This window comes from Nisaea sp., from assembly GCF_034670185.1.
Lineage (GTDB): Bacteria > Pseudomonadota > Alphaproteobacteria > Thalassobaculales > Thalassobaculaceae > Nisaea.
The window spans coordinates 1,794,025-1,817,128 of record NZ_JAXMNY010000001.1 but is presented as its reverse complement, the minus strand read 5'-3'; the positions used below and the strand labels follow the sequence as shown (position 1 = coordinate 1,817,128).

Annotated in this window: 24 protein-coding genes; 17 read left to right on the top strand and 7 right to left on the bottom strand. The window is 59.7% G+C overall.

Features of this window, described 5'->3' with window-relative positions; translation table 11 throughout:
• Positions 1-24 precede the first annotated feature (24 nt).
• From urtC to urtE, 3 genes are read left to right on the top strand one after another with little or no spacing between them, the layout of a single operon-like run.
• A complete protein-coding gene (gene urtC / locus VOI22_RS08650) occupies positions 25-1,146 on the top strand; it encodes an urea ABC transporter permease subunit UrtC (RefSeq protein WP_416366125.1) in 1,122 nt (373 codons plus the stop codon).
• A complete protein-coding gene (gene urtD / locus VOI22_RS08645; RefSeq protein WP_323796104.1) occupies positions 1,143-1,907 on the top strand; it encodes an urea ABC transporter ATP-binding protein UrtD in 765 nt (254 codons plus the stop codon). The genes urtC and urtD overlap by 4 nt, the downstream gene beginning before the upstream one ends.
• A 1-nt stretch (position 1,908) precedes the next feature.
• Positions 1,909-2,604, top strand: a complete 696-nt coding sequence (gene urtE, locus VOI22_RS08640; RefSeq protein ID WP_323796103.1) for an urea ABC transporter ATP-binding subunit UrtE — start codon at positions 1,909-1,911, stop codon at positions 2,602-2,604.
• 6 nt (positions 2,605-2,610) lie between these two features.
• Here urtE and VOI22_RS08635 read toward each other — a convergent pair whose 3' ends face one another.
• Both VOI22_RS08635 and fabI read right to left on the bottom strand, forming a co-directional pair.
• The gene (locus VOI22_RS08635; RefSeq protein ID WP_323796102.1) at positions 2,611-4,506 is read right to left on the bottom strand and encodes a sensor histidine kinase; all 1,896 of its coding nucleotides are present in this window, start codon (positions 4,504-4,506) and stop codon (positions 2,611-2,613) included.
• Positions 4,507-4,793: 287 nt separating this feature from the next.
• Positions 4,794-5,558, bottom strand: coding sequence for an enoyl-ACP reductase FabI (fabI, locus tag VOI22_RS08630; protein ID WP_323796101.1), 765 nt, complete (start codon positions 5,556-5,558; stop codon positions 4,794-4,796).
• Between the two features lie 164 nt (positions 5,559-5,722).
• Here fabI and VOI22_RS08625 point away from each other — a divergent pair, with 164 nt between their 5' ends.
• The 9 genes from VOI22_RS08625 to VOI22_RS08585 all read left to right on the top strand — a co-directional run bounded on the left by VOI22_RS08625 (position 5,723) and on the right by VOI22_RS08585 (position 12,783).
• Entirely contained in the window at positions 5,723-6,367 is a 645-nt protein-coding gene (locus tag VOI22_RS08625; protein WP_323796100.1) for a glutathione S-transferase family protein, read from the top strand.
• A 194-nt stretch (positions 6,368-6,561) separates the two neighbouring features.
• Positions 6,562-7,425: an urease accessory protein UreD gene (locus VOI22_RS08620; protein ID WP_323796099.1), complete on the top strand. Its 864-nt coding sequence runs from the start codon at positions 6,562-6,564 to the stop codon at positions 7,423-7,425.
• 39 nt (positions 7,426-7,464) lie between these two features.
• Complete coding sequence (locus tag VOI22_RS08615) at positions 7,465-7,767, top strand: urease subunit gamma (protein WP_323796098.1); 303 nt, start codon at positions 7,465-7,467, stop codon at positions 7,765-7,767.
• A 9-nt stretch (positions 7,768-7,776) separates the two neighbouring features.
• The gene (locus VOI22_RS08610; RefSeq protein ID WP_323796097.1) at positions 7,777-8,097 is read left to right on the top strand and encodes an urease subunit beta; all 321 of its coding nucleotides are present in this window, start codon (positions 7,777-7,779) and stop codon (positions 8,095-8,097) included.
• A 1-nt stretch (position 8,098) separates the two neighbouring features.
• Entirely contained in the window at positions 8,099-9,811 is a 1,713-nt protein-coding gene (gene ureC, locus VOI22_RS08605) for an urease subunit alpha (protein ID WP_323796096.1), read from the top strand.
• A gap of 7 nt (positions 9,812-9,818) precedes the next feature.
• Positions 9,819-10,343: an urease accessory protein UreE gene (gene ureE, locus VOI22_RS08600; RefSeq protein ID WP_323796095.1), complete on the top strand. Its 525-nt coding sequence runs from the start codon at positions 9,819-9,821 to the stop codon at positions 10,341-10,343.
• Complete coding sequence (locus VOI22_RS08595) at positions 10,291-11,016, top strand: urease accessory protein UreF (protein ID WP_323796094.1); 726 nt, start codon at positions 10,291-10,293, stop codon at positions 11,014-11,016. Before ureE ends, VOI22_RS08595 begins: the two co-directional genes overlap by 53 nt.
• Positions 11,017-11,027: 11 nt before the next feature.
• Positions 11,028-11,654, top strand: a complete 627-nt coding sequence (gene ureG, locus VOI22_RS08590) for an urease accessory protein UreG (protein ID WP_323796093.1) — start codon at positions 11,028-11,030, stop codon at positions 11,652-11,654.
• A gap of 145 nt (positions 11,655-11,799) precedes the next feature.
• A complete protein-coding gene (locus VOI22_RS08585) occupies positions 11,800-12,783 on the top strand; it encodes a glucosaminidase domain-containing protein (RefSeq protein ID WP_323796092.1) in 984 nt (327 codons plus the stop codon).
• Between the two features lie 9 nt (positions 12,784-12,792).
• Here the strand turns inward: VOI22_RS08585 and VOI22_RS08580 are convergent, their stop codons facing one another.
• Both VOI22_RS08580 and VOI22_RS08575 read right to left on the bottom strand, forming a co-directional pair.
• Positions 12,793-13,449, bottom strand: coding sequence for a LysE family translocator (locus tag VOI22_RS08580; RefSeq protein ID WP_323796091.1), 657 nt, complete (start codon positions 13,447-13,449; stop codon positions 12,793-12,795).
• The gene (locus VOI22_RS08575; protein WP_323796090.1) at positions 13,446-13,868 is read right to left on the bottom strand and encodes a hypothetical protein; all 423 of its coding nucleotides are present in this window, start codon (positions 13,866-13,868) and stop codon (positions 13,446-13,448) included. The genes VOI22_RS08580 and VOI22_RS08575 overlap by 4 nt, the downstream gene beginning before the upstream one ends.
• Positions 13,869-13,984: 116 nt before the next feature.
• Between VOI22_RS08575 and VOI22_RS08570 the strand changes: the two genes are divergently transcribed.
• Together VOI22_RS08570 and VOI22_RS08565 are read left to right on the top strand one after the other, a co-directional pair.
• Positions 13,985-14,599 (top strand): TetR/AcrR family transcriptional regulator, encoded by a 615-nt coding sequence (locus VOI22_RS08570; protein WP_323796089.1) that lies wholly within the window; start codon positions 13,985-13,987, stop codon positions 14,597-14,599.
• An 84-nt stretch (positions 14,600-14,683) separates the two neighbouring features.
• Positions 14,684-17,677 carry a PAS domain-containing sensor histidine kinase gene (locus VOI22_RS08565; protein ID WP_323796088.1) on the top strand — a complete coding sequence of 998 codons (2,994 nt, stop codon included), beginning with the start codon at positions 14,684-14,686 and terminating at the stop codon, positions 17,675-17,677.
• Positions 17,678-17,709: 32 nt separating this feature from the next.
• On the opposite strand, the gene VOI22_RS08560 is transcribed toward VOI22_RS08565, so the two are convergent.
• The 3 genes from VOI22_RS08560 to VOI22_RS08550 are packed head-to-tail and all read right to left on the bottom strand — an operon-like array spanning position 17,710 to position 20,509.
• On the bottom strand, positions 17,710-18,381 hold the full coding sequence (locus tag VOI22_RS08560) for a GntR family transcriptional regulator (protein WP_323796087.1): 672 nt from the start codon (positions 18,379-18,381) through the stop codon (positions 17,710-17,712).
• Complete coding sequence (locus VOI22_RS08555; protein ID WP_323796086.1) at positions 18,378-19,418, bottom strand: Gfo/Idh/MocA family oxidoreductase; 1,041 nt, start codon at positions 19,416-19,418, stop codon at positions 18,378-18,380. Before VOI22_RS08555 ends, VOI22_RS08560 begins: the two co-directional genes overlap by 4 nt.
• The gene (locus VOI22_RS08550; RefSeq protein ID WP_323796085.1) at positions 19,415-20,509 is read right to left on the bottom strand and encodes an isocitrate/isopropylmalate dehydrogenase family protein; all 1,095 of its coding nucleotides are present in this window, start codon (positions 20,507-20,509) and stop codon (positions 19,415-19,417) included. Before VOI22_RS08550 ends, VOI22_RS08555 begins: the two co-directional genes overlap by 4 nt.
• Before the next feature lie 222 nt (positions 20,510-20,731).
• Between VOI22_RS08550 and VOI22_RS08545 the strand changes: the two genes are divergently transcribed.
• From VOI22_RS08545 to VOI22_RS08535, 3 genes are all read left to right on the top strand, one after another.
• Positions 20,732-21,565 (top strand): alpha/beta hydrolase, encoded by an 834-nt coding sequence (locus VOI22_RS08545; RefSeq protein WP_323796084.1) that lies wholly within the window; start codon positions 20,732-20,734, stop codon positions 21,563-21,565.
• Positions 21,558-22,454, top strand: coding sequence for an alpha/beta hydrolase (locus VOI22_RS08540; RefSeq protein ID WP_323796083.1), 897 nt, complete (start codon positions 21,558-21,560; stop codon positions 22,452-22,454). The genes VOI22_RS08545 and VOI22_RS08540 overlap by 8 nt, the downstream gene beginning before the upstream one ends.
• Before the next feature lie 102 nt (positions 22,455-22,556).
• Positions 22,557-23,099: a PAS domain-containing protein gene (locus VOI22_RS08535; RefSeq protein ID WP_323796082.1), complete on the top strand. Its 543-nt coding sequence runs from the start codon at positions 22,557-22,559 to the stop codon at positions 23,097-23,099.
• Positions 23,100-23,104: the final 5 nt, after the last annotated feature.

The following is a 23,104-nucleotide window of genomic DNA, read 5'->3' as shown; positions in this document are numbered from 1 at the left end:
GCCCAGGAACCGGGGAAGGGACGATTGGCTAGCGCCATCCTGCTTACCATCCTGGCCGCGATCGCAATCCTCGTACCGCTGCTGAACCTAACCACGGACCCGGGGTCGGCCCTGCATGTGCCGACCTATCTCGTCAGCCTGCTCGGCAAGTATCTCTGCTTTGCCATGCTGGCTCTCTCGATCGACCTGATCTGGGGTTTCTGCGGCATTCTCAGCCTCGGTCACGGCGCCTTCTTCGCCCTCGGCGGCTATGCCATGGGCATGTACATGATGCGGCAGATCGGCGACCGGGGCGTCTATGGCAATGCGGAGCTGCCGGACTTCATGGTGTTCCTGAACTGGAAGGAATTGCCCTGGTACTGGTACGGCTTCGACTTCTTCCCCTTCGCCGTGGTGATGGCGTTGTTCGTGCCGGGGCTGCTGGCTTTCGTGTTTGGCTGGCTGACCTTCAGGTCTCGGGTCAGCGGGGTCTATCTCTCAATCATCACCCAGGCCATGACCTATGCGCTGATGCTGGCCTTCTTCCGCAACGACATGGGCTTCGGCGGCAATAACGGTCTGACGGACTTCAAGGATCTCCTGGGCTTCGATCTGCAGTCGGACAACACGCGGGCCGTGCTGCTGGCCTCGACCTGTGTCGCATTGGCCGGCTGTTATCTGATGTGCCGGGCCATCGTCGCCTCAAAGCTTGGCCGCCTGATCGCCGCCATCCGGGACGACGAGGCGCGGGTGCGTTTCCTCGGCTACCGGGTGGAGAATTTCAAACTCTTCGTCTTCGTCCTCTCTGCAATGATCGCCGGGCTGGCGGGTGCGCTTTATGTGCCGCAGGTGGGCATCATCAATCCGGGCGAATTCGCTCCGGCCAATTCCATCGAAGCCGTGATCTGGGTTGCTATCGGCGGTCGCGGCACGCTCTACGGCGCGATTGCAGGCGGTGTGCTGGTCAATTACGCGAAGACAGTGCTGACAGGAGTGATCCCGGAAATCTGGTTGTTCGCGCTTGGCGGCATGTTCATCGCTGTCACCCTGTTCTTCCCGAAAGGCCTGGTCGGCAGCCTGCCTGCCGCGATCGACTGGGTGAAGGGACGGATGGGTAAACGGAATCCTCCTGCATCCTCACCCCTTGCAGAGGAGCCCGGCCAATGAGCGTTTCCGGAAGAGCCTCATATTCAGAATCCCAGCTCTATGTCGACGGGGTGACTGTCAGCTTCGACGGCTTCAAGGCGCTGAACAATCTGAGTTTCGTCGTCGAGCCGGGCGAGATGCGGGCGATCATCGGGCCGAACGGTGCTGGCAAGACAACGATGATGGACGTCATCACCGGCAAGACCAAGCCGGACGAGGGACGGGTGATCTTCAAAGGCGATATCGATCTTGGAAAGCGGGACGAGGCGGCGGTCGTCGCCCTCGGTATCGGCCGGAAATTCCAGCGCCCGAGTGTGTTCGAAAACCATTCTGTGTTCGACAATCTGGAACTCGCCATCAAATCGGACCGGAGCACATTCGCCTGCCTGTTCGACCGGCTGGACACGGATCGCAGGTCGCAGATCGAAAGCACGCTAGAGCGGATCGGCCTTGCCGGTGAGCGTGACCAGATGGCGGGCAAGCTTTCGCACGGTCAGAAGCAATGGCTGGAGATCGGCATGTTGCTGGTGCAGGACCCGGAGCTGTTGTTCCTGGACGAGCCGGTGGCTGGCATGACCGACGCCGAAACCGAGGCGACAGTTGAGTTGCTGCGGGATCTGCGCGGTGAGCGTTCCATCGTGGTTGTCGAACATGACATGGCCTTCGTTCACGCCCTGGGTGTGAAGGTCACCGTTCTGCATGAGGGATCGGTGCTCGCCGAAGGGTCCATGGATCAGGTGCAGAACGATCCGCACGTCATCGAAGTCTATCTGGGACGTTGAGATGCTGAAAGTTTCGGGACTTCATCTCCACTATGGTGCCAGCCACGCACTGCGGGGCATCGATCTTGTGGCGGAGCGCGGCAAGATAACCTGCGTGCTCGGCCGCAACGGGGTCGGCAAGACCAGCCTGATGCGGGCGGTGACCGGTCTGGAAAGCCCGAGTGCGGGCAGTATCTTTTGGGACGATATCGACTTGCTGGCCCTGCCGGTGCATCGCCGGGCGTCCGCCGGTGTCGCTTTCGTGCCCCAGGGACGGGAAATTTTTCCGTTGCTGACGGTGGAGGAAAATCTGAAGACAGGGTTTGCCGCCTTACCGCGCGCGAAGCGCTCGATCCCGGACGAGATTTTCGATCTTTTTCCGGTACTGAAGAAAATGATGAAGCGGCGCGGCGGAGACCTCTCCGGCGGTCAGCAACAGCAACTCGCTATCGCCCGCGCCCTGGTGCTGCGCCCGAGCCTGCTGGTGCTGGATGAGCCGACCGAGGGCATTCAGCCGTCGATCATCAAGGATATCGAACGGATTATCGCTCTGCTGGCGGCGCGTGGGGATATGGCCGTGATCCTGGTTGAGCAATATTTCGAGTTTGCCCGAGATCTGGCGGATGAAATCGCTGTGATGGACCGTGGGGAAATCGTGCTCTCGGGGGCGAAGACGGCGCTCGCGGAAGAAGATGTCCGAGGCCATTTAACTGTCTGAGGTTGTTCAGTCGGCAGCGTCTATGTCCTGTGTCAGCGACGTGTCCTGGCCAACTCTGGGCAGGATGACTGTCACACAGGTGCCCGTGCCGAGCTCGCTCTCGATCGTGAAGCTGCCGCCGAGAAAATGCGCCAGGGACCGGACGATGGAAAGCCCGAGACCGGTGCCTTCCTTGGCGACGTGAGGATGGATGGATGAGTGAGAGAACGGTTCGGCGATTGTCGGCAGCCGGTCTTTTGAAATGCCGACGCCGCTGTCTTCAATGCGGAAAACAACCTCGCTTCCGTCAGCCTCCGCCACACAGCGGATTGTCCCGCCGCCGGGGGTGAATTTTACGGCGTTCGACAGCAGGTTCAGAAGGATCTGCCGGATCGAGCGTTCATCCGCGATCATCAGGTCCGATGCCATCTCGACGGAGGTTGCGATAGTGATGCCCTTATTTTTGGCCAGACCTTTCACTTGCGAGATGCAATGCGTGAAGACAGTACCGACGCTGACCTCTTCAAGCGTCAGTGTGCGCTTGCCGGCCTCAATGGCGGAGATGTCCAGAATATCATTCACCAGCTCCAGCATATGCTGGCCGCTTTCCTGAATGGCGCCGGAATAGTCAGTCAGGCGCTCCACCGCCATGTCTCTGGTGTTCGGCATTGCGAGCAGGGAGCTGAAACCGATGATGGCATTCAGCGGCGTTCGGAACTCGTGGCTCATCGTTGCCAGGAATTCCGATTTTGTGCGATTGGCATGTTCAGCCCTTTGCAGGGCTTCGTTCCGGGCTTCGGCAATAAGCCGTTCATTTGTGACGTCTGCGCCGGTCCCGCGATAACCGATAAAGGTACCGGCTTCGTCGTAGAACGGCCTGCCGTTTATGCTGACGGTTTTGCGGACGCTCGGCTGTGACTCGATATCATAGCGGAAATCACGAAATTGCCGGCGCTGTTCAATGATTTCATTGAAGCCATGCCATTTTGGCGTTTCGGTGTCTTCCGAGGCTGTTTCCGCCAGAGTCCGGCCGTAAATCTCACCGCTCCGCTTGTTGAGGGTCTTGGTGAAGCTGCCGGAGATGTAGCTGATTCCGCCGTCACGATCGGTTTCCCAGAACCAGTCCGAAGAGATTTCCGCGAAGTCCTGAAAACGCTTCTGGCTGCGAAAAAGCTCGCTGGCCGTGAGGTCCCTCACTTCTGAATTGCGGGTAATATCGCGCATCAGGCGGGCCCCGCTGGCCGCGATCTCCCGATATTCCAGGCAATCGAAATCCTCGGCTTCGGGCAGTTGGCTCTGCTTCGGATCATCCGCATTCAGTTGGCGATAGGCTGAAGCTAATCGCAGCAATGGCCGAGTCACAAACCTCTGAGAGATATAGAACAGGATTACGGCAAGAGTTGCTATGCCGGCCATCATGGCAAGAAGAGCCACCGCAAGGCGGCTCGACCACTGCTCGGACATGCGCCAGGAGGAGGCCGTAATGTTGAGATATCCTGTCGCGGCACCGGGTGTCGCCGGATCTCTGAGCTCAAGCGATACCGCATGTGTGACGGGTGGAAAGAGGACCGGATGCCAGTTGTCCTCCGAGGTCGGAAGAGTGCGCTGTTTGCTGACTATGATGGCCCCGGTTCGGTCCGTCAGCTCCACGGAGATGATCGCTTCGAAATGAAGCAGGCCATCAACAACTAGCGCGGCCAGCTCAGGGGAGCGGTCAACGACGGCAATTGAGGCGGCTCGCTCAAACGCCTGTGCAGCCTTTTCCGTGGTTTCGAACAAGTCCGACCGCAGCCCGAAATACTCAAGCACGGACTCACCGATGCCAATGGTCAGGCCAAGAAGTGTCGCAACGATGATGACGAGCCGTGCCTGATGAACACTGACGCTTTTCACCGTTGAGGAACTTTTGGAGCTGGTGCTCATGATCTGGCCTCGCATGAGACAGGCTCGTTCGGCCGAAAGCACGTTGATGCGCCGTTACCGGGAACGGACGAACGTCGTTGCTTGTTATTTTGGTTCAGACTTTGGAACAGATCGTGCTCTTTCTTCACTGAAGGTCAGAGACCAGCTGAGTACTATAAGTTTCTACGTAATGGATTGAAAACTCAAGATTGATGGAGGTGGGGGAGCGGCAAAAGACGATCCGGCCTGGATATCCGGACGAATAGTAACGTTCGGGAACGTTAACGGCCCCAGCGTCAATTGTCACCTCATGCTACGACGCTGTAGCCGCCATCGATGTAATGAACTCCGCCGGTGACATTCGCGGCTTCACGGCTGGCGAGGAAGGTCGCGAATGCGCCGACATCCTCGATGGTCGCAAGTTTGTGGATCGGTGCGCGGGCCGCTGCCTGGTTCATGAGGTCGTCGAAATAGTCGATCCCCGAGGCGGCCCGGGTCTTGAGTGGACCGGGTGACAGCGCATGGACCGAAATGCCCTTCGGCCCAAGTTCAGCGGCTGCGTACCTGGTCACGGCTTCGAGGGCGGCTTTGACCGGCCCCATGATGTTGTAGTGATCGACCACGCGATCAGCGCCGTAGAACGAGACCGTCATGCAGGTCCCGCCATCTCCCATAAGCGGCTCCGAACGTCGGATCAGGCGTAGGAAGGAATGCACTGAAATATCCATTGCCGCAGCGAAGCCCTCAGCCGTGCAATCGATTACGCGGCCATGCAGGTCGTCTTTCGGACAAAAGGCAATAGAGTGCAGCAGGGTGTCGAGGCGTCCCCATTGTGCTCTGATCTCGCTGAACAGCGCCTCGCTTTGCTCGTCGCTGCGCACATCGAGTGGCATGATGATCTCGGCACCGAGTTGTTCAGCCAGTGGCCGGACATGTGGTTCGGCCTTCTCGTTCAGGTAGGTGACGGCGAGTTTCGCACCGCGGTTTTGCAGCGCCTTGGCGCATCCCCAGGCAATGGACTGATCGTTCGCAATACCAACGATCAGTGCGGTTGTACCTTCAAGCGAGAACATCAGGTCACCTTGGATAAACAGGGGTATTTTGATTATGCTGCGCCGCACAATTAAGTAAAGTGACGTTATCGATATGAGCTCTGGCAGTATGATGTGATCAGGTCGGAGGCCGCAGAGTCGTATCAGGTTGCGTCTGGTAGCCTGATTTCAGTCGGGGAACGGTCATGCTTCAGATTTACGCCATCCCGGTCAGTCTCTATTCCGCGAAATTGCGGATTTTATTGCGGCATAAGGAACTGATCTGGGAAGAAATTCCGCCGCCGGGTGGTTACGGCTCGATGGAGTACCGGCAGATCGTTCCCGCCGGGAATCTGCCTGCATTGCGGGACGGGAGCTTGTTGCTGGCTGACTCAGAGGCCATCGCCGAATACCTCAATGAGGTGCATCCCGTGCCTCCGTTGCTTCCGGATACACCAGCCGGCAGGGCAATCATCCGGGAGCGTTCCCGCTACCACGATACCCGGCTTGAGCCGGCGGTCCGGGCGTTGTTTCCGTACATGCCCGAACGCAAGCGGAGTGGCTTCGAGGCCGGGCGTCATGCGGACGTGCTGACGGATCGGTTGGACGGCCTCGGCCGTTTGCTGGAGAAAGCTCCGCCGTCTGAGATGCTCACCTTGGGGGATTGCGGCTTCCCGGTGACTCTCTGCTGGCTTGATCTGCTGATCCCGCTGCTCGGCCTTTCGGTAGATATACCGGCGACGGTGCTCGAATATCGTGACGGCCTTTATCGACATAAGGCGGTGGCGGAGGAGATGGCGGAATACTGTCCTAAACTCACAGCGGAGATGAAGCTGTGGGAGGCGGAATAGGCCTCTTTGCCCAACATTTGAGCAGGATTGGGCGCGTTGCCCGTGGCGTGAGCGGTTATCGGTGACTTGCTAACGGGAGCCATCGTGACGGTGTTTTCTAACTATTTGAAAACAAACATCTAAAATTCCTCGAGAGAACAGAGTACCCTTTGGCACGGCGATTGCGATTGTTCTCGCAAAAAAGGGGAGCTGTATTGAGTCTAGCGCTCGCTCATACCGATGAAACCGTGCAGCTGGACCGCACGACAGGAGCTGCACGCCTTTCCGTGGAAAACCGCGACGGGCGGACCGCGACGTCGGACCTCTATTCCGCCCAGCCATTGCGTATTCTGCTTCCGCGCCCCGGCGTCGGGGAGCCGATGACCGCCGTTCTGGCGAACCTTTCTGGTGGGATTGTCGGCGGAGATCTTTATGAGACGGATATCAATGTCGGCGTCGGCGCCAACCTGACCCTGACGGCCCAGGCGGCTGAGAAGATCTACAAATCTTCCGGCGTGGAGGCGGAAAACCGTCTGACAATGCAGGTCGCCGAAGGGGGCGTGCTTGAGTGGCTGCCGCAGGGCTCCATCCTGTTCGACCGCGCGCTGTTCCGGCAGCGTGTCCGGTTCGATCTTGCCGCAGACAGCACACTCTTCGCCGGTGCCATTTCCATCCTTGGCCGGAGCGCGATGGGAGAGACATTTGCGTCGGGGCGTTATCGTGAGCATTGGGATCTGACGCGGGACGGGCGCCTTGTCTGGGCTGACCGGTTCGAGTTGGCGGACCCGGCTGGTGCCGCCGATGCTTCGTCTGCACTTCGTGATGTGAGCTGTTTCGCTACGGCGTTGTTCGCCAGGCCGGATGCGGCCGACGATCTTGATTGGGCGCGCGATATGCAGGCAGGCGCAGTGGGAGATATCCGTTGCGGCGTGACGGCCATCGATAACAATCTTCTGGCGATGCGCTGGCTTGGGCCTGATGCCATGCGGCTGCGCAACGCGGTCGGCACTTTCTGGAGCGCGGCGCGGGTGCGCTGGCTCGGGCTGCCGGCGCGGATGCCCGTGATCTGGCGAATTTGAGCTGGCGAATTTGATGTGGATGCCTGAGGGGAGGCTGGGGTGAATCTGACACCGAGGGAAAAAGACAAGCTGATGGTTTCGGTCGCGGCCATGGTCGCGCGCGGTCGGCTGGAGCGGGGCGTGAAGCTGAACTACCCGGAAGCGATCGCGCTGATTACTGATTACGTGGTCGAGGGCGCTCGGGACGGCCGTTCCGTTGCCGACCTGATGGCGGCGGGTGCCAGTGTCGTCAAACGCTCCGACGTGATGGAGGGGATTGCCGAGATGATCCACGAAGTCCAGGTCGAAGCCACCTTTCCGGACGGAACCAAGCTGGTCACCGTCCACGATCCGATCCGCTAGGAGGGCGCCATGATCCCGGGAGAAATCATTGCGGCCGACGGCGAGATCGTTCTGAACGAGGGCGCCGAGGCCATCACCATCGAGGTTGCGAATACGGGTGATAGGCCGGTGCAGGTGGGCTCGCACTATCATTTCGCGGAAACCAATCCGCTCCTTTCCTTCGACCGGGAAGCGGCACGCGGCATGCGGCTGGATATTCCGTCGGGCACGGCGGTGCGGTTCGAGCCGGGACAGACGCGGACGGTCGATCTGGTGCCGTTCAAAGGGGACCGGAAAGTCTACGGTTTCAATCAGGCGGTGATGGGGCCGCTCGGTGGGGGAGGAGCCTGACATGCCTTACAGAATCTCAAGACAGGACTATGCGGGCATGTTCGGGCCGACCGTCGGCGACAAGGTCCGGCTTGCCGATACCGACCTGTTCATCGAAGTCGAGGAGGATCGCACCTTCTATGGCGAGGAAGTGAAATTCGGCGGTGGCAAGGTGATCCGCGACGGCATGGGGCAGTCCCAGGCAACGCGCGCGGACGGGGCCGTGGACACGGTCATCACCAACGCATTGATCCTCGATCATTGGGGCGTGGTGAAGGCCGATATCGGCATCAAGGACGGCCGTATCTTTGCCATTGGCAAGGCCGGTAATCCTGATGTGCAGAGCGGTGTGAACATCATCGTCGGTCCGGGCACGGAAGCCATCGCGGGCGAGGGCAAGATCATCACCGCCGGCGGCATCGATGTGCATATCCATTTCATCTGCCCACAGCAGATAGACGAGGCGCTGAATTCCGGCGTCACCACGATGATGGGCGGCGGCACCGGCCCGGCGACGGGCACGAACGCGACAACCTGCACGCCGGGTCCGTGGCATATCGAGCGCATGCTGCAGGCCGCCGAGTCCTTCCCGATGAATCTCGGTTTCTTCGGCAAAGGTAATGCCAGCCAGCCCGAAGGCCTGCGCGAGCAGGTGCTCGCCGGGGTGTGCGGCCTGAAACTGCATGAGGATTGGGGCACCACGCCGGCGGCCATCGACAATTGCCTCTCCGTCGCTGACGAGATGGACGTTCAGGTGCTGATCCACACGGACACGCTGAACGAGTCCGGTTTCGTCGAGAACACGGTGGATGCCTTCAGGGGCCGCACCATTCATGCCTTCCATACCGAGGGCGCAGGCGGTGGGCACGCGCCGGATATCATCAAGGTTTGCGGGCTCTCCAACGTGATCCCGTCTTCGACCAATCCGACGCGGCCTTTCACTGTGAACACCATCGACGAGCATCTCGACATGCTGATGGTCTGCCATCACCTGTCGAAAAGTATCCCGGAAGACGTGGCCTTCGCGGAAAGCCGGATCCGGCGGGAGACCATTGCCGCCGAGGATATCCTGCATGACCGGGGTGCTTTCTCGATCATCGCCTCTGACAGCCAGGCCATGGGCCGGGTCGGTGAGGTGCTGATCCGGACCTGGCAGACCGCCGACAAGATGAAGAAGCAGTTCGGCGCGCTGCCGCAGGAAAAAGGCAACAACGACAATTTCCGGGCCCGGCGCTATATCGCCAAATACACCATCAACCCGGCGATCGCGCAGGGCATCGACATGCATGTCGGCTCCGTCGAAGTCGGAAAGCTTGCCGATCTGGTGATCTGGTCTCCCGCCTTTTTCGGTGTGAAGCCGGACATGGTGCTGAAATGCGGCACCATCGCTACCGCGATCATGGGAGACCCGAATGCGTCCATTCCGACGCCGCAGCCCCAGCATTATCGGCCTATGTTCGGCAGTTTCGGACGCTCTCTGACGAAGAGTGCAGTCACATTTGTCAGTGAGGCCGGTTTCGAGGCCAATGTCGGAAACCGTTTCGGATTGCAGAAGGAGACCTTGCCAGTCCGGAACACCCGAGCGGGAATCTCGAAAAAGTCGATGATCCTGAACGATGCCATGCCGGATATTTCTGTCGATCCGGAAACCTATGAAGTCCGGGCCGATGGCGAGTTGCTGACCTGCGAGCCGGCGACGGTGCTGCCTATGGCCCAACGCTATTTCATGTATTGAGACTTTGATGGCAAACGCGGACCCCGTGGGGAAAGACCTTGGCCGGGCGGTGGCACATGCGCCGTCCGGACATTGGGATGCCGATGGCGAAATTGACCGGGTGACACTGGCTTTCGATGACCGTCATCGCCGCCGTATCCGGCTGGACACGGATGGCGGGGCGACTGTGCTGCTGGATCTGCCCCGTGCCGTGGCCCTTTCTGACGGTGACGGTCTGACGCTGGAAGAAGGCGGCTGGATTCGTGTTGTGGCGGCACCGGAGGCGGTGATGGAAGTCCGGTCGACCGACCGACATCACCTGCTCCGGCTCGCCTGGCATATAGGCAACCGGCACCTTCCGGCCCAGATTCTGGAAGACGCGATCCTGCTGCGTCCAGACCATGTGATCGCGGACATGCTGCGCGGGCTTGGCGCCACGGTGACGGAGGCGGAGCGGCCATTCCAGCCGGAAGGCGGGGCATACGATCACGGTCACGGCCATGACCACAGTCATGATGCGGGGCATTCCCACGATCATCACCACCATGACTGACGTTTCGGCAACCCGGGCGGCGCTGCGCCTGCAATCCTGGCTTTCCCCGTCCTTTCCGGTCGGAGCCTACAGCTACAGCCACGGGGTCGAGGCGGCGATAGAAGCCGGGCTTGTCACGGATGCGGAGACGTTGCGCGACTGGATCGAAGGTTTGGTGAGGTTCGGCTCCGGGGCCAGCGATGCGATCCTGCTGTCAGAAGCCTGGCGGCATGCCTCGGCTGGCGATGCGGAGGCTCTTGGTGCTCTCACGGAATTCGCCACCGCCCTGATCCCGACCGCCGAGTTGCGGCTGGAGGCTACCGCGCAGGGAACGGCTTTCGTGAAGACCGTTTCGGCAGCATGGGGTGATATTGAGCAGATGGTTCTGCCGCCGGCCCCTCCGCTACCGGTAGCCTATGGCGCCGTCACCGCCGTGGCCGGTATCGGGCTGGAGCTGGCCGGGCCGCTTTATTTGCAGGCCTTCGTTCATAATATCGTTTCAGCCGCTGTCAGGGCGGTACCGCTCGGCCAGACGGACGGTCAGCGGGTGATCGCGGCATTGGAAGCCTGTGTCGATGAAGTCTGGCACGCGGCTGAAGGGCGCGGCACCGAGGATATCGGCATGGCGGCGCTGATGGCGGAGTGGAGTTCGATGCAGCATGAGGCCATGGATGGCCGGCTGTTCAGATCGTGAGGGAGAAAGAAATGGCAACGGGACCACTTCGGGTTGGCATCGGCGGGCCGGTCGGCTCAGGCAAGACAGCGCTCTGCGAGATGCTCTGCCGGGAGATGAGCGCGGACACGGATATGTTCGTGATCACCAACGATATCTACACCAAGGAAGACCAGAAGATCCTGACCCGCACCGGCGCGATTGCAGCGGAACGGATCATGGGGGTGGAGACCGGCGGCTGCCCGCATACGGCCATCCGCGAGGACGCATCTATCAATCTTGCCGCCATCGATACGATGGTATCGTCCTTCCCTGAAGCGGAACTGGCGCTGATCGAGTCCGGCGGAGACAATCTGGCGGCGACCTTCAGCCCGGAGTTGGCGGACCTGACGATCTATGTGATCGACGTTGCCGCCGGTGAGAAGATCCCGCGCAAGGGCGGTCCGGGCATTACCCGCTCGGACATGTTGGTCATCAACAAGACCGACCTCGCGCCACTGGTCGGCGCCGATCTCGGTGTGATGGCGGAGGACACCAAGCGCCAGCGCGGAGACAGGCCGTTCGTCTTCACCCAGCTGAAGAACGGCGAGGGCATCGCGGAGATCGCGGCTTTCATCCGGGAAAAAGGCGGTCTGGCCAGGGAATCGAGCGCGGCTTGAGCTGCAATATTCAGGAGCCTCGAATTCGCCTTGGTTTTAGTGTATTCCCCACTTTCCTGACGTTCTTGGCTTGAGGATAACGAGTGCCGCCGAATGAGATCGGACCTGGTGTTCTTGAGCCGAACGTCGAACAAGGGATATCGCAATGGGTCGTTTCGGGTCGGCGCTGTTCGCCGCTCTTTTGGTGTTGGTGGCTTGCGCTGCGTTCAATCAAACCGCGCCAATGATCGAGCCGATCGATGATTGGGGGGTCACTTATGACGGCCGCCCGGTCGAGCGGGTTGAGTTTGTGGCCTTTAGAGATCTGGCGCCGCTGACCGAAGAGCTCAATTACACGGCGGAAACCTGGAAAGCGGGGCAGACCGAGGTCCCGCGGCTGGTTCTGCTGCGGGTTCCGGAGCGGTTCGGAGCGGTGACAGTCAACGAGGTGACCGTCGCCGAGAAAAAGCGCATTTTTTTTCGCATGGTTCTGCCGTTGGTCCTGATCGCGAATGAGGAGGTCGCGTCCGACCGCGAAGCGTTGATGCGGCTGAAGCTCCGGCTCGCGGAGACACGCGTCCCGCTCGCGGATGATCTGGATGAGCTCCGATCATTGGCCAAAAAGTATCGTCTGCCGGCGGACGGTGACGCGATTTCGGTAACCAAGCTCCTGGCAACGCTTGAGCGCCGCATCGATATTGTGCCGCCGTCGCTGGCGCTTGCCCAGGCGGCGACGGAAAGCGCCTGGGGCACGTCGCGCTTTGCGGTCGAGGGCAATGCCCTGTTCGGACAATGGACCTTTGGCCGGAAGGGTATGGTGCCCGAAGAGCAAAGGGCGGAGAAAGGCGATCACAAGGTTGCAGCGTTTCGCACGCCCCTACATTCTGTTCGTAGCTATCTGCGGAACCTGAACACGAACCGGGCCTATCGGGAATTCCGCAAACACCGCGCTGCTGCGCGCGCTGCGGGCAAACCGATCTCCGGAAAATCACTCGTCACGGCCCTGTCGCGCTATTCCGAGCGCGGCGCGCACTACATCAAGGAGATCCGGCAGATCATCGGCGTGAACCGTCTCTCGGCCCTGGACCGGAGCAAACTGGTCGAAGGTACGGTCTACGAGCTGCTGCCGGTCTGGCGGTCGGAAAGCTGAGTCATCCCGTCAGTCTCCCCGCTGTGTTAACGCGAGTTTCAAGGCGAACCCGGCAAATCCCGCGGCGAACAGCCGCCGTAACCACAAGACTACCTGCTCTGAAGATAACACGAGCTCGCGAACCTGTGCGGCGAACAGCCCGTAGAGCGAAAACACGCCGAACGTCATGCCCATGAAAACCATTGCGAGCAGGAAGATTGCGAATCCCGGCTCGCGCGTCCCTGCCGGGATGAATTGCGGCAGGAAGGCGAGGAAGAAAAGCGTTAGCTTCGGGTTGAGTACGTTGATCAGGATACCCCGCCAGGCGACGGCGCGAAGCTGGCCGTTTGATAGGCCGGGCGTTTCGTGGGCTGTTGCCTCTGACAGTATAGCGCTGCGATCTCTCCACATTCCCCAAGCCAGATAAAGCAGGTAAATCACGCCGGCATATTTGATTAGGTGAAAAAGGGTGGCGCTAGCATGCAGGATGGCCGCGAGGCCGAAGATGCTGGCCAGCAGATGCGGTACAATGCTGGCCGTACACCCGGCGACGGCAGCGAAGATACTCGTGCGCCCTGCGAAGAGTCCGACAGACAACGTATAGATCACGCCAGTGCCTGGAACGAGCGTGATGAGCAAGGTGGTCAGGAGATAGTCGGCGGTGATGATTTCGAAAATGTCGCTCATCGGATTGGCTTCCCTTCGGCCTGTGCTGTTGCCCAGCGAGAGGTCCGGAAGGATGACACCAGACGCACGACCAGTGTTACCAGCGAGATCTGGGCGAGGATCACGGCGGGCCAGATTTCGGGAAATTCCGGAACAAGGAATTTCTGCGGCCCGAAGGAGGGCAAGATGGTGACTGCAAAGAGAATTGCGGCGTAGCGCCAGGCCGGATTGCCCGTAAGGCTGAGGAACAGTGCTGCACCGCCGACCGCAAGCGAGGCTCCTATGAACGGGCCGAGCGCGAATATCGGTGTCGCAAGAGGAGGATGCGGTGGTGTTTTCGTAACCAGAGCAAGCAGCATCACAGCGGAAACAACAAGCAATGCGAGAAGGGCTGCACCGGCAATGCGATCCGGCGTTTCGTTGATCGGTTCATTGGTCATGATGTGAACTCCCAAAACAGTACCGATGGGTACGGTAGCAATTCCGTACCATTCGGTACGGTTGCGGTCAAGCCGCTCATCGTGCGATGAAGATCGTGTAAGCGGAGAGGCGGGACATGAAAGAACAGAACCGGATCGAGCGCCGGAACGAGATCCTCGATGCGGCCATAGAAATCCTGATCGAGCGCGGCTATCGCGAAACGTCGATGCTTGCCGTAGCGCGGCGCGCGAACGCTTCGAAAGAGACGCTCTACAATTGGTTCGGGGACAAGAGCGGATTGTTTGAGGCGCTGATACAGCGCAATGCAGAGCGCCTGCAGGCTACAATTGCGCCTTTTCTCGAGGGAGAGGGGCCGGTGGAGGATTTCCTGACCGATTTCGGTGCGGCGCTCCTTAGTCTGCTGTTGTCCGAGAGTGGGCTCGCCATCAACCGGGCTGCGATTTCCGAAGCAAGCCGGGACATGACGCTTTCGCGGGCCCTGGAACGGTCAGGCCGTGGAGCGACCTTCCCGCTCGTCATCAATGCCCTGCGCCGCTACGAGAAGCAGGGAGTTCTCAAGATGGACGATCCGGTGGAAGCAGGAGAACAGTTTCTCGGGTTGCTTTCCCGTGACCTTCAGGTTCGGGCATTGCTTGGCCTGCAAACGCGGCTTGACCCGGCGGAAACCAGACGTCGCGCGCAGCGGGCAACGGATGCTTTTCTTCGGATTTTCGGAGCAGGTGGACGCTAAGGCACACGCGACGGGACATAGATTGATTCATTCAATTTTAAACTTCGCTTAATAGCGTGTTGCTGAACTGCGGGGACAGCACGATTGGGTCAGGTTCACCTATATTTCATCTACGGTCTTGCGTTCTTCGCAATGGGCACCGCTGTTCTGACGTTTGTTCACGGTGCGCATTCGTTGCCGGGACTACGCGACCTGAAGTGGATTGGCTTTTTCGGACTGCTTCATGGAGTGAATGAATGGCTCGTGATGTTCTCGTTCCTGGAGGTGAGCCGCGACGGCCTGCAGTCGGGAGTCGTGTTGAGAGAGCTCGTCAATGCAGCGTCTTATGTCGTGCTTACTATTGGCGCGGTTCGGCTCCTGCGCGGGCGCGGGTGGTGGCTTGCCGGCCTATTTCTGATCCTGCTTTGGGTGCTGTCTCTGTTGGCGCTGTGGTTCGCCGGGGCGCCGGCGCCAGAGTTCGATGTCGTTACCAGACTCATGCTGGGCAGCCCTGCCGCCTTCCTGGCTGTCGCAGCATTTCTCCGTCTTCAGCCAGATCCGGCCGGTCATGGTTCTTATCTCAAAAGGCAGAAGGTGGCGTTCCGGCTGGTTGCCGCAGCCTTCGGCGTCTATGGACTATTCACGCTTGTCGCACAGCCGTCTGATCTTTTTCCGGCCACTCATGTCAATACACTCTGGTTCGCTGAACTGACCGGAATAGAGGTGCCCTGGTTCCGGGCCTCCGCCGCTTGCGCTATTGCGATTGGTTTGTTGTTTGTTGTGCGCCTGATCTCGGACGAGCGCATAGACAGCCTGCAAGAGCGCGAGGAGCGATTGCTCAGTGTGCTCGATAATTCTCCAATGGGGGTCAGTATCTTCAGCACCGCGCCGTTCGTGCGTCACTATGCGAACCGGCCTTTTGCGGAGCTTGTCGGCCACAAGCGGGACACTGGACAGGAAGTAGCCGGGCGAGAGACATTCGTAAACCCCGAAGACTATCAGAGAATGGCGGATGACCTGGCCCAGGGCGTGGAGCGCGATAACGTCATCGCACAACGCGTGCGGCCTGATACCGGAGAGCTCTGGTGGAGTTCTGTCAGTACACGGAATATCGACTTTGCCGGGCGCGATGCGGCGCTCGTCTGGGTTCACGATATTTCGGGCGCGAAATCACGGGAAGAACAACTTGCTCAAAGCGCGGTCCAGCTTCGGGCCATCCTCGAATCCTGTACCACGGCAGTTTGTGTGTTTCACCGCGTATCGGAGGACCGCGAATATCTCTATGCGAGCAACCGCATGCTGGAAATGTTCGGGGCAAAGGATGTCGGGGAACTAAACGCTTTCGGGTTTATCAACACGTTTGCCGACCAAAATGAAGGCGCCAAAATGCGCGACCGTCACAATCAGGGCCAATACAGACAGGATGCGATCTATGAGCGGGTACGCCTTGACGGCAGCCGCTTCTGGATCATGGGTACGGCGTCGGAGATCGAGTTCGAAGGTCAGCCTGCCACCATCGCCTGGATCACGGATATTTCAGACCGTGTTGACGCCGAAAACAGGACGGCGCAGCACGCAAACCAGCTCCGTGATATGCTCGAGACAAGTGAAGCCGGGGTCTCCGTGTTTCGTCGCGGTACCCTTGAGCGGGTTTATGCGAACCAGGGCTTTTTGCGCCGTTTCGGACTTGCCTCTCACGAAGAACTCAACGGGATGGATCTGCGGGCAACCTTTGTGAATCCGGCGGATGCAGACTGGGTCATCGAGCACCTTCAGACCGGTGCGGGTCAGCAGAGATTTGAAATGGAAAGGCGGCGGGTCGACGGCTCGAAATGGTGGGCCCAGGTCGAGACCAAACCGATAGAATTCGACGGTGAGATGGCGACGATCGTCTGGCATTACGACATTACGGAGCAAAAGCGGGCTCAAGAGGAACTCGAGGCTGGAGCGCGGCGCTTTCGGGAGATACTCGAAAGCAGCGAGGCCGGGATATCGATCTTCGATGTGGATACCTTCGACCGCCGCTACGTGAACAGCGTCTTCCTCAGGATGTTCGGCGCGGAGACGATTGACGAGATCAATGCAGTGGACTTTCGGGACACATTCGAAAGTCACGCGATTGCAGAAGCAGTCACCACGCAGCTGCGGGACGGTGACTTAATGGGCCGCCGCTCTGAGATGCGCCGCCGGATCGATGGCTCGACCTGGTGGGCTGTGATCGACGCCAAGCGGATCGAGTTCGACGGCAAGCCTGCTGTCATTACCTGGCACTATGACATCAGCGAGCAGAAGGAGGTCGAGAACGAGCTGCGGAAAACCGTCGATGTCCTGCGGCAAACGCAGGAGGAACTTGTCGAAGCAGAGAAAATGGCGTCGCTCGGAGGTCTTGTTGCCGGTGTCGCGCACGAGATCAATACCCCGATCGGAATTTGCCTGACCTCGGCCTCGGCAATGACAGGAAAGATCGACGAGCTTAAAGCGGCTGTTGAAAGTGGGCAGCTTACACGCGGGAAGTTTATCTCAAGGCTTGAAACGATCGACGGTGCGGCCGATCTCGTGGTGCGCAACGCCAAGCGGGCAGGCGAATTGATTTCAAGCTTCAAGCAGGTTGCCGTCGACCAGACCAGTGGCGAACGGCGCAACTTTGCCCTTATCGACTACATCGAAGAGGTGCTCGTTAGTCTGGGCCCCGAACTCACCCGGAGGAATATCACAAATGAGCTCAAGGGAGACCGTGAGCTCGAACTGAGTGGGTATCCAGGTGCGATTGGTCAGATTGTGACAAACCTCGCGATGAATGCCGCGATACACGCATATGACGACGGGGCCGGTGGCAAAACCGAGATCATCTGCAATCAGGAAAACTCCGGTGAAATTGTGATGACGTTCAGGGATTTCGGAAAGGGAATGGAAGAAGAGACGGCCCGCAGGATCTTTGAGCCGTTCTTCACCACTCGGCAGGGCCGGGGTGGAACCGGTCTGGGAATGCACATTCTCTATAACCTTGTCACGCAACGGCTCGGGGGCCGTGTCGCGTGCCGGTCAAAGCCCGGCGAGGGCACCACTATCGAACTCAGGTTTCCCAGGGTCGCAATCTGACCCGGACCCGGACGCGGGCTGCTCGATGCGGTCTAGAGATTGTCGAGACGGTGCCGTGCTAGCAATTCGCCGAGCATCTGTCCGGCCGCCTGCCGGTGGGCGACGTGAATGGCGCGCGCGCCCTCCGCATCTCCCTTCAACAGGCAGTCGAGCAGCACACGGTGATCGACCGTCGATTGCTCTGGCCGGGGACGCAGGCTGAGGGTCGCCATGCGGGCCCGGTGAACCTGGGTCCTGTAGCGCGCGGTCGCTTCGATAAGGCGTTTGTTTCCGGATGCCTCGACGAGCAGTGCATGGAATTCATCGTCACCCTGCGCCCAGGCAACGAGATTGTCTTTTTCCAGAGCCCGTTCCATTCGCGTCGTTGCTTTGTCCATGGCCTTTGCCTGGGCTGCGCTGAGACCGCGCTGCGCCGCGAGTTCGGCGGCCAACGGTTCGAGCGCGGTCAGTAACTGATATATTTCGGTCATGTCCTCGACCGATATCGGAAGGATCTGAACGCCGCGCCGTGGCCGAACCTTCACCAGGCCTTCCCGCTCGAGACGGAGACCTGCCTCGCGCACTGGCGTTCGGCTCACACCGATCCATTCGGCGAGCTCCGCTTCCAGATAAGACGCGGAGGGCTTCAGACGACCATCTAGGATCATCGCCTTTATCGCGTCATAGGCCTTCGCGCCTGCGCTCGGATGTTTCTCGTTGGTCATCTGTGGCGCCGTGTCTGTAAATCAATTTGCTGCCGTTGTTCGGCTGATCGGTAGGCGGCTTCTTCGATACGGATATTCTGCAGATAGTCTTTTGCAAGGGTCTCGAGAGGGGTCCCATTCAGTAAATGTGAAACGACATGCTGCTGGAAGTGGAAAACACAGTCGCCGCCGAAGTCGCGGTCCTCGAAATCGTAGGGGATCTCTCTAGAAGCAGTCTCGCCGCGCGGCCGGTATGCAAGGCGTCCGTTCCCATCGAGAGTAATCGTAGCGGTTTCGCCTTCTAGGGTGAACTCGCCCATAGTGAGACGATGGTTTTCCGCCGCGTGATCGAGTGTCCGGTTTGCATCAAGCGTCGCCCGCAGGCCATTCGGCCAGGTCAGGATCAGCAGGCCGGCATCCTCTCCCTTGATGGCTGGGTTGGCGCGCCAAAGGTCCGCATAGATCGTCTTCGGATCGCCGAACAGGAATCGGAAAACGTCGATCCAATGAATGCCGGTTTCGTGGACCAGGAAACGCTCCATGTCGCGAAAATAGGGTTGCCGCGACAGGTAAGCGTCAGCACCACCGCCATCTCCCGGTCTCAACCTGAAGCATGCTTGGCGGACAGTTCCGACATGATCATTTTCGATCTCGTCCCGGATTACCCGGTACCAGGGCATGAACCGGAAATTCTCATGGACGATCAGCGTCGTGCCTGCCTGTTCGGCAGCTTGGGTCAGATCTTCCGCTTCCGCCAGTGATCGACAGAACGGCTTCTGGCTTATGATGGTTGGAATTCTGCCCAGCAGGGGACGAATCAGGTCGGCCTGATGCGCTGGTGGAACTGCGACATCAAGGAGGTCGGGCGGTCCCGCCGCGAGAAGCGTATCAATATCGGGGCACAGCGCGAGACCCGGATAGAGTTTGGCCAGTTCGTTGCGTCGGGATTCCGATAAATCAGCAACGCCGACAAGATCGACATCCGTTATCCGCCGCCAGGCATTTATATGAAAGCGGCCGAAGTAGCCGCCACCGACCATTCCGACCTTGAAACTCATGCGCTTACCAAGCCCATTATCGCATCCGACATTTGCTGTGTGCCCGCCTCGCCGCCGAGATCACGGGTGAGGGTCGAGCCGCTGTTGAGAATTTTAGAGACCGCGCCCTCGATCATCTGCGCCCCCTCGGAGAGCGCGCTGTCCTCATGCTCCCCGGCGAGCCATTCCAGCATCATGCCGGCGGAAAGGAACATGGCGAGCGGGTTTGCCAAGCCTTTGCCAGCGATATCCGGAGCGCTGCCGTGGCAGGGCTGGAAGACCGCATTTTCGTCCCCGATATCGGCCGATGGGGCGAGCCCGAGAGACCCCATGATGCCGGCGCCGAGATCGGAGAGAATGTCCCCGAACATGTTTTCGGTGACGACGACATCGAACTCCCAGGGCTTCTGCACCATCCACATGGCGAAGGCATCCACATAGGCGCTGTCTGCGGCAATATCCGGGAAAGCCTTTGCCCGCTCCTCGAAGATCGAGCGGAAGAACCAGAAGGACCGGAAGACGTTTGCCTTGTCGACGCAGGTGACCCGGCCTGGTGTGCCACGCTTTGCGGCGCGCTGCCCGGCGAGACGAAAGGCGAAGTCGAACAGTTTTTCACTGGTCGCGCGGGTGATCCTCAGGGTTTCGGTCGCGTAGCTGTTATCGACAACCTTGCCCTCATGCATGTGGGCGAACAGTCCCTCGGTCGATTCCCGGATCAGCACGAAATCGGTCTCGAAGGCGCGCGGATCGGCGAGCGGCGTAGGCTGGCCTTTATAGAGTTTCACCGGGCGGACACCGGCATAGAGGCCGAGAGCGAAGCGAAGATCGATCTGCGGAGTGATCTCGGTCCCGTCCTGTTTGCGGATGTTCGGCAGGCCCATCGCGGAAAGCAGAATAGCATCCGCGCTGCGAGCGGCCTCGATAGAGGAGGCGGGCAGCGCCTCGCCCGTTTCCGCGTAATGCTGTGCGCCGGCCGGCAGGGTCTCGAATTCCAGCTTGCGGCCAACCCGTTTCGAGACCATATCCAGAACGGTCCGCGTCGGGGCCATGATTTCAGGCCCGATACCGTCTCCGTCGAACAGGGCGATGCGATAGACGCGGTTGCTACTCATCTCGAACACATCCCACAAATAGAAATAACGTATGCATTGATGTGTACGTTGTCTGTGATCTGTGGCGTGAACGCAACCTCCAAAAGTGCAGCACAGCGTTCGTGCATTTGGACTTAATCAATGATGCCACTCCGGAGGTTGAACGAGATTCCGTTGCGTGTTCCCTTCTTTACGTTGCGGGTTTAACCGGGGCGATGCGATGCAAATCCAGATGAGGACGTAATGGCCGGTCAGGCATATTTCTGGGATGAAGCAGGCGCTGCAGGCAGCGTGCAGGCCGGCGGTGCGATACTGGAGGCCTATACGGTCGGCCCGCCGCCGGGACAGGCGCCGACTCTTGTGCTCCTCCATGAAGGCCTCGGCTGTGTCGATCTCTGGCGCGATTTCCCAGAGAAGCTCGTCGCTGAAACGGGATGTGGCGTGTTTGCCTATTCCCGCGCAGGGTATGGACGCTCCGATGCTTGTCCGTTGCCGCGCCCGCTTGACTATATGACCCGTGAGGCCGTCGCCGTGCTTCCGGAAGTTCTGGGTGCCATCGGATTCACAGACGGTATCCTGATTGGCCACAGTGACGGCGCATCCATAGCGGCTATTCATGCCGGGGCGCAGCGCGATCCGCGGGTTCGGGGCGTGGTTCTGATGGCGCCGCATTTCTTCACCGAAGCAATGGGTCTCGATGCCATCGCGGAAGCGCGGACGGCGTATTCAGATGGAGACCTGCGCTCCCGCCTTGGCAAATATCACGCGCATGTCGATACGGCCTTCCGGGGCTGGAACGATGCCTGGCTCGATCCGGGTTTCAGATCATGGGATATCCGGCACTTCCTGGATACTGTCTCGGTCCCTGTCCTGTGCCTTCAGGGTGAGCAGGACCAGTACGGCACCAGGGCCCAGGTCGAGGTGGTGGCGGAACGTGTCGGCGGTCCGGTGACGATCCACATGATCCCGGATTGCCGGCATTCGCCGCACCTGGAAGCTGCTGAAACAGTGACAACAGAAATTGCCGCGTTCCTCACTGGAACCGTGCGCTTCGAAGCGGGAGAGAGTGATGCTTGAGGGCTTCAAGACGGAGAGAGTAGCGACCAGCGGAACCGAGATTTTCGTCAGGTCTGCCGGCAAAGGTGATCCGGTGCTGCTGATCCACGGATTTCCGCAGACCGGCGATTGCTGGCACAAGATCGCCCCGGCATTGGCTGAGAAGTTCACGGTGATCGTGCCTGACTTGCGCGGTTACGGCGCGAGCGGAAAACCCGCGCCGTCGCCCGATCATTCGGCGCACAGCAAGCGGGAAATGGCGCGGGATCTTGTCGAGGTGATGGCGGCGCTCGGTTATGAGCGTTTCGCCGTCGTAGGGCATGATCGGGGCGCACGGGTCGGCTTCCGGCTCTGTATGGATCACCCGGAGCAGGCCACGCGGTTCTGCTCACTCGACGTCATTCCGACCCTCAACATGTGGGAAAAACTGGATCTTGCCGGTGCGGTCGGCGGCTTTCACTGGTCCTATCTGGCGCAGCCTGCGCCGGTGCCTGAGACCATGATCGGTAATGATCCGGACTTCTTCTATAGCTACCTGATGCGCAAATGGGCGGCCCCGGACTTTACTTTTCAGAAGGACGCGATGGCGGCTTATCTGAAAGCCATGCGGGACCCGGCCGCTATTGAGGGCACTTGCGAGGATTACCGCGCCGGAGCCACCATTGACGTGGCACATGACAGGGCCGACCGGCAGGAAGGGCGGACGCTTTCCTGTCCGCTGCTGTTTATGTTCGGTGCGGTGAGGGGCTTCGGGGGCCCCGGCGGCACTGCCGATCCGCTGGGTACCTGGCGGGAATGGAGCAGCAGTACGGTGGAGGGCGGTCCGGCCCCGTGCGGTCATTTCCTGCCGGAAGAAGCGCCGGAGATCGTCCTTAAGCAGTTGCTTCCGTTCTTGCTGAAAGCGGATTGATAATGCAATGCACGCCGCTTGCTCAGATCGGGCGGCGGCGAGGCGCCTCACTCTAACAGGGAATGACGCCTCCTATAGGGTATGGACTGTATGGAAGCCGGAATGACGAACAAGTGGGTGTCTTCTTTGGAAGACGTGACGGATTATATCGAGGACCCGCGTCTTCTGGATCTGCTGAAATACTGGAGCGGTAAACGCGACGGTCGGCTTGCACCTTCCCGTCAGGACATCGACCCCAGTGAAATAGGCGCCTTGTTGTCCTGCATCTATCCTGTCGATTTTGAAGAACCGGATGTGTTCCGCTATCGCGTGGCCGGTACCGAGATTGCGGAGAACTTCGGGCACGGAAATCTCAAGGGGAAGACCTTGGGCGATATCCTGAAGCCGGACGTAAAGGATTTTGTGACCAGACGCTGGATGCCGGTGATCCGGGATGGCGCGATCGTCTGCATGAAGGGCCAAGTCTACAATACGGTGAACCGTTATGCGTTCGGAGAGCGGCTGTTGTTGCCGCTCTCCGACAATCCTGAAGCTCCGGTCTCTGGCCTCCTTGGGGTGACGGTGGCGAGATGGATGGAATCCCCTGGGCCAGAGGGACGCCGCAACTCCGACATGATCATGATAAAGGCTGCGAAATTACCCTGACGCAC

Excerpts from the sequence above, each read along its gene's own strand:
- urtD (WP_323796104.1), top strand. The coding sequence starts at position 1,143 with ATGAGCGTTTCCGGAAGAGCCTCATATTCAGAATCCCAGCTCTATGTC.
- urtE (WP_323796103.1), top strand. The coding sequence starts at position 1,909 with ATGCTGAAAGTTTCGGGACTTCATCTCCACTATGGTGCCAGCCACGCA.
- VOI22_RS08635 (WP_323796102.1), bottom strand. The coding sequence starts at position 4,506 with ATGAGCACCAGCTCCAAAAGTTCCTCAACGGTGAAAAGCGTCAGTGTT.
- fabI (WP_323796101.1), bottom strand. The coding sequence starts at position 5,558 with ATGTTCTCGCTTGAAGGTACAACCGCACTGATCGTTGGTATTGCGAAC.
- VOI22_RS08625 (WP_323796100.1), top strand. The coding sequence starts at position 5,723 with ATGCTTCAGATTTACGCCATCCCGGTCAGTCTCTATTCCGCGAAATTG.
- VOI22_RS08610 (WP_323796097.1), top strand. The coding sequence starts at position 7,777 with ATGATCCCGGGAGAAATCATTGCGGCCGACGGCGAGATCGTTCTGAAC.
- ureC (WP_323796096.1), top strand. The coding sequence starts at position 8,099 with ATGCCTTACAGAATCTCAAGACAGGACTATGCGGGCATGTTCGGGCCG.
- ureE (WP_323796095.1), top strand. The coding sequence starts at position 9,819 with ATGGCAAACGCGGACCCCGTGGGGAAAGACCTTGGCCGGGCGGTGGCA.
- VOI22_RS08595 (WP_323796094.1), top strand. The coding sequence starts at position 10,291 with ATGACCACAGTCATGATGCGGGGCATTCCCACGATCATCACCACCATG.
- ureG (WP_323796093.1), top strand. The coding sequence starts at position 11,028 with ATGGCAACGGGACCACTTCGGGTTGGCATCGGCGGGCCGGTCGGCTCA.
- VOI22_RS08585 (WP_323796092.1), top strand. The coding sequence starts at position 11,800 with ATGGGTCGTTTCGGGTCGGCGCTGTTCGCCGCTCTTTTGGTGTTGGTG.
- VOI22_RS08580 (WP_323796091.1), bottom strand. The coding sequence starts at position 13,449 with ATGAGCGACATTTTCGAAATCATCACCGCCGACTATCTCCTGACCACC.
- VOI22_RS08575 (WP_323796090.1), bottom strand. The coding sequence starts at position 13,868 with ATGACCAATGAACCGATCAACGAAACGCCGGATCGCATTGCCGGTGCA.
- VOI22_RS08570 (WP_323796089.1), top strand. The coding sequence starts at position 13,985 with ATGAAAGAACAGAACCGGATCGAGCGCCGGAACGAGATCCTCGATGCG.
- VOI22_RS08560 (WP_323796087.1), bottom strand. The coding sequence starts at position 18,381 with ATGACCAACGAGAAACATCCGAGCGCAGGCGCGAAGGCCTATGACGCG.
- VOI22_RS08555 (WP_323796086.1), bottom strand. The coding sequence starts at position 19,418 with ATGAGTTTCAAGGTCGGAATGGTCGGTGGCGGCTACTTCGGCCGCTTT.
- VOI22_RS08550 (WP_323796085.1), bottom strand. The coding sequence starts at position 20,509 with ATGAGTAGCAACCGCGTCTATCGCATCGCCCTGTTCGACGGAGACGGT.
- VOI22_RS08545 (WP_323796084.1), top strand. The coding sequence starts at position 20,732 with ATGGCCGGTCAGGCATATTTCTGGGATGAAGCAGGCGCTGCAGGCAGC.
- VOI22_RS08540 (WP_323796083.1), top strand. The coding sequence starts at position 21,558 with ATGCTTGAGGGCTTCAAGACGGAGAGAGTAGCGACCAGCGGAACCGAG.
- VOI22_RS08535 (WP_323796082.1), top strand. The coding sequence starts at position 22,557 with ATGACGAACAAGTGGGTGTCTTCTTTGGAAGACGTGACGGATTATATC.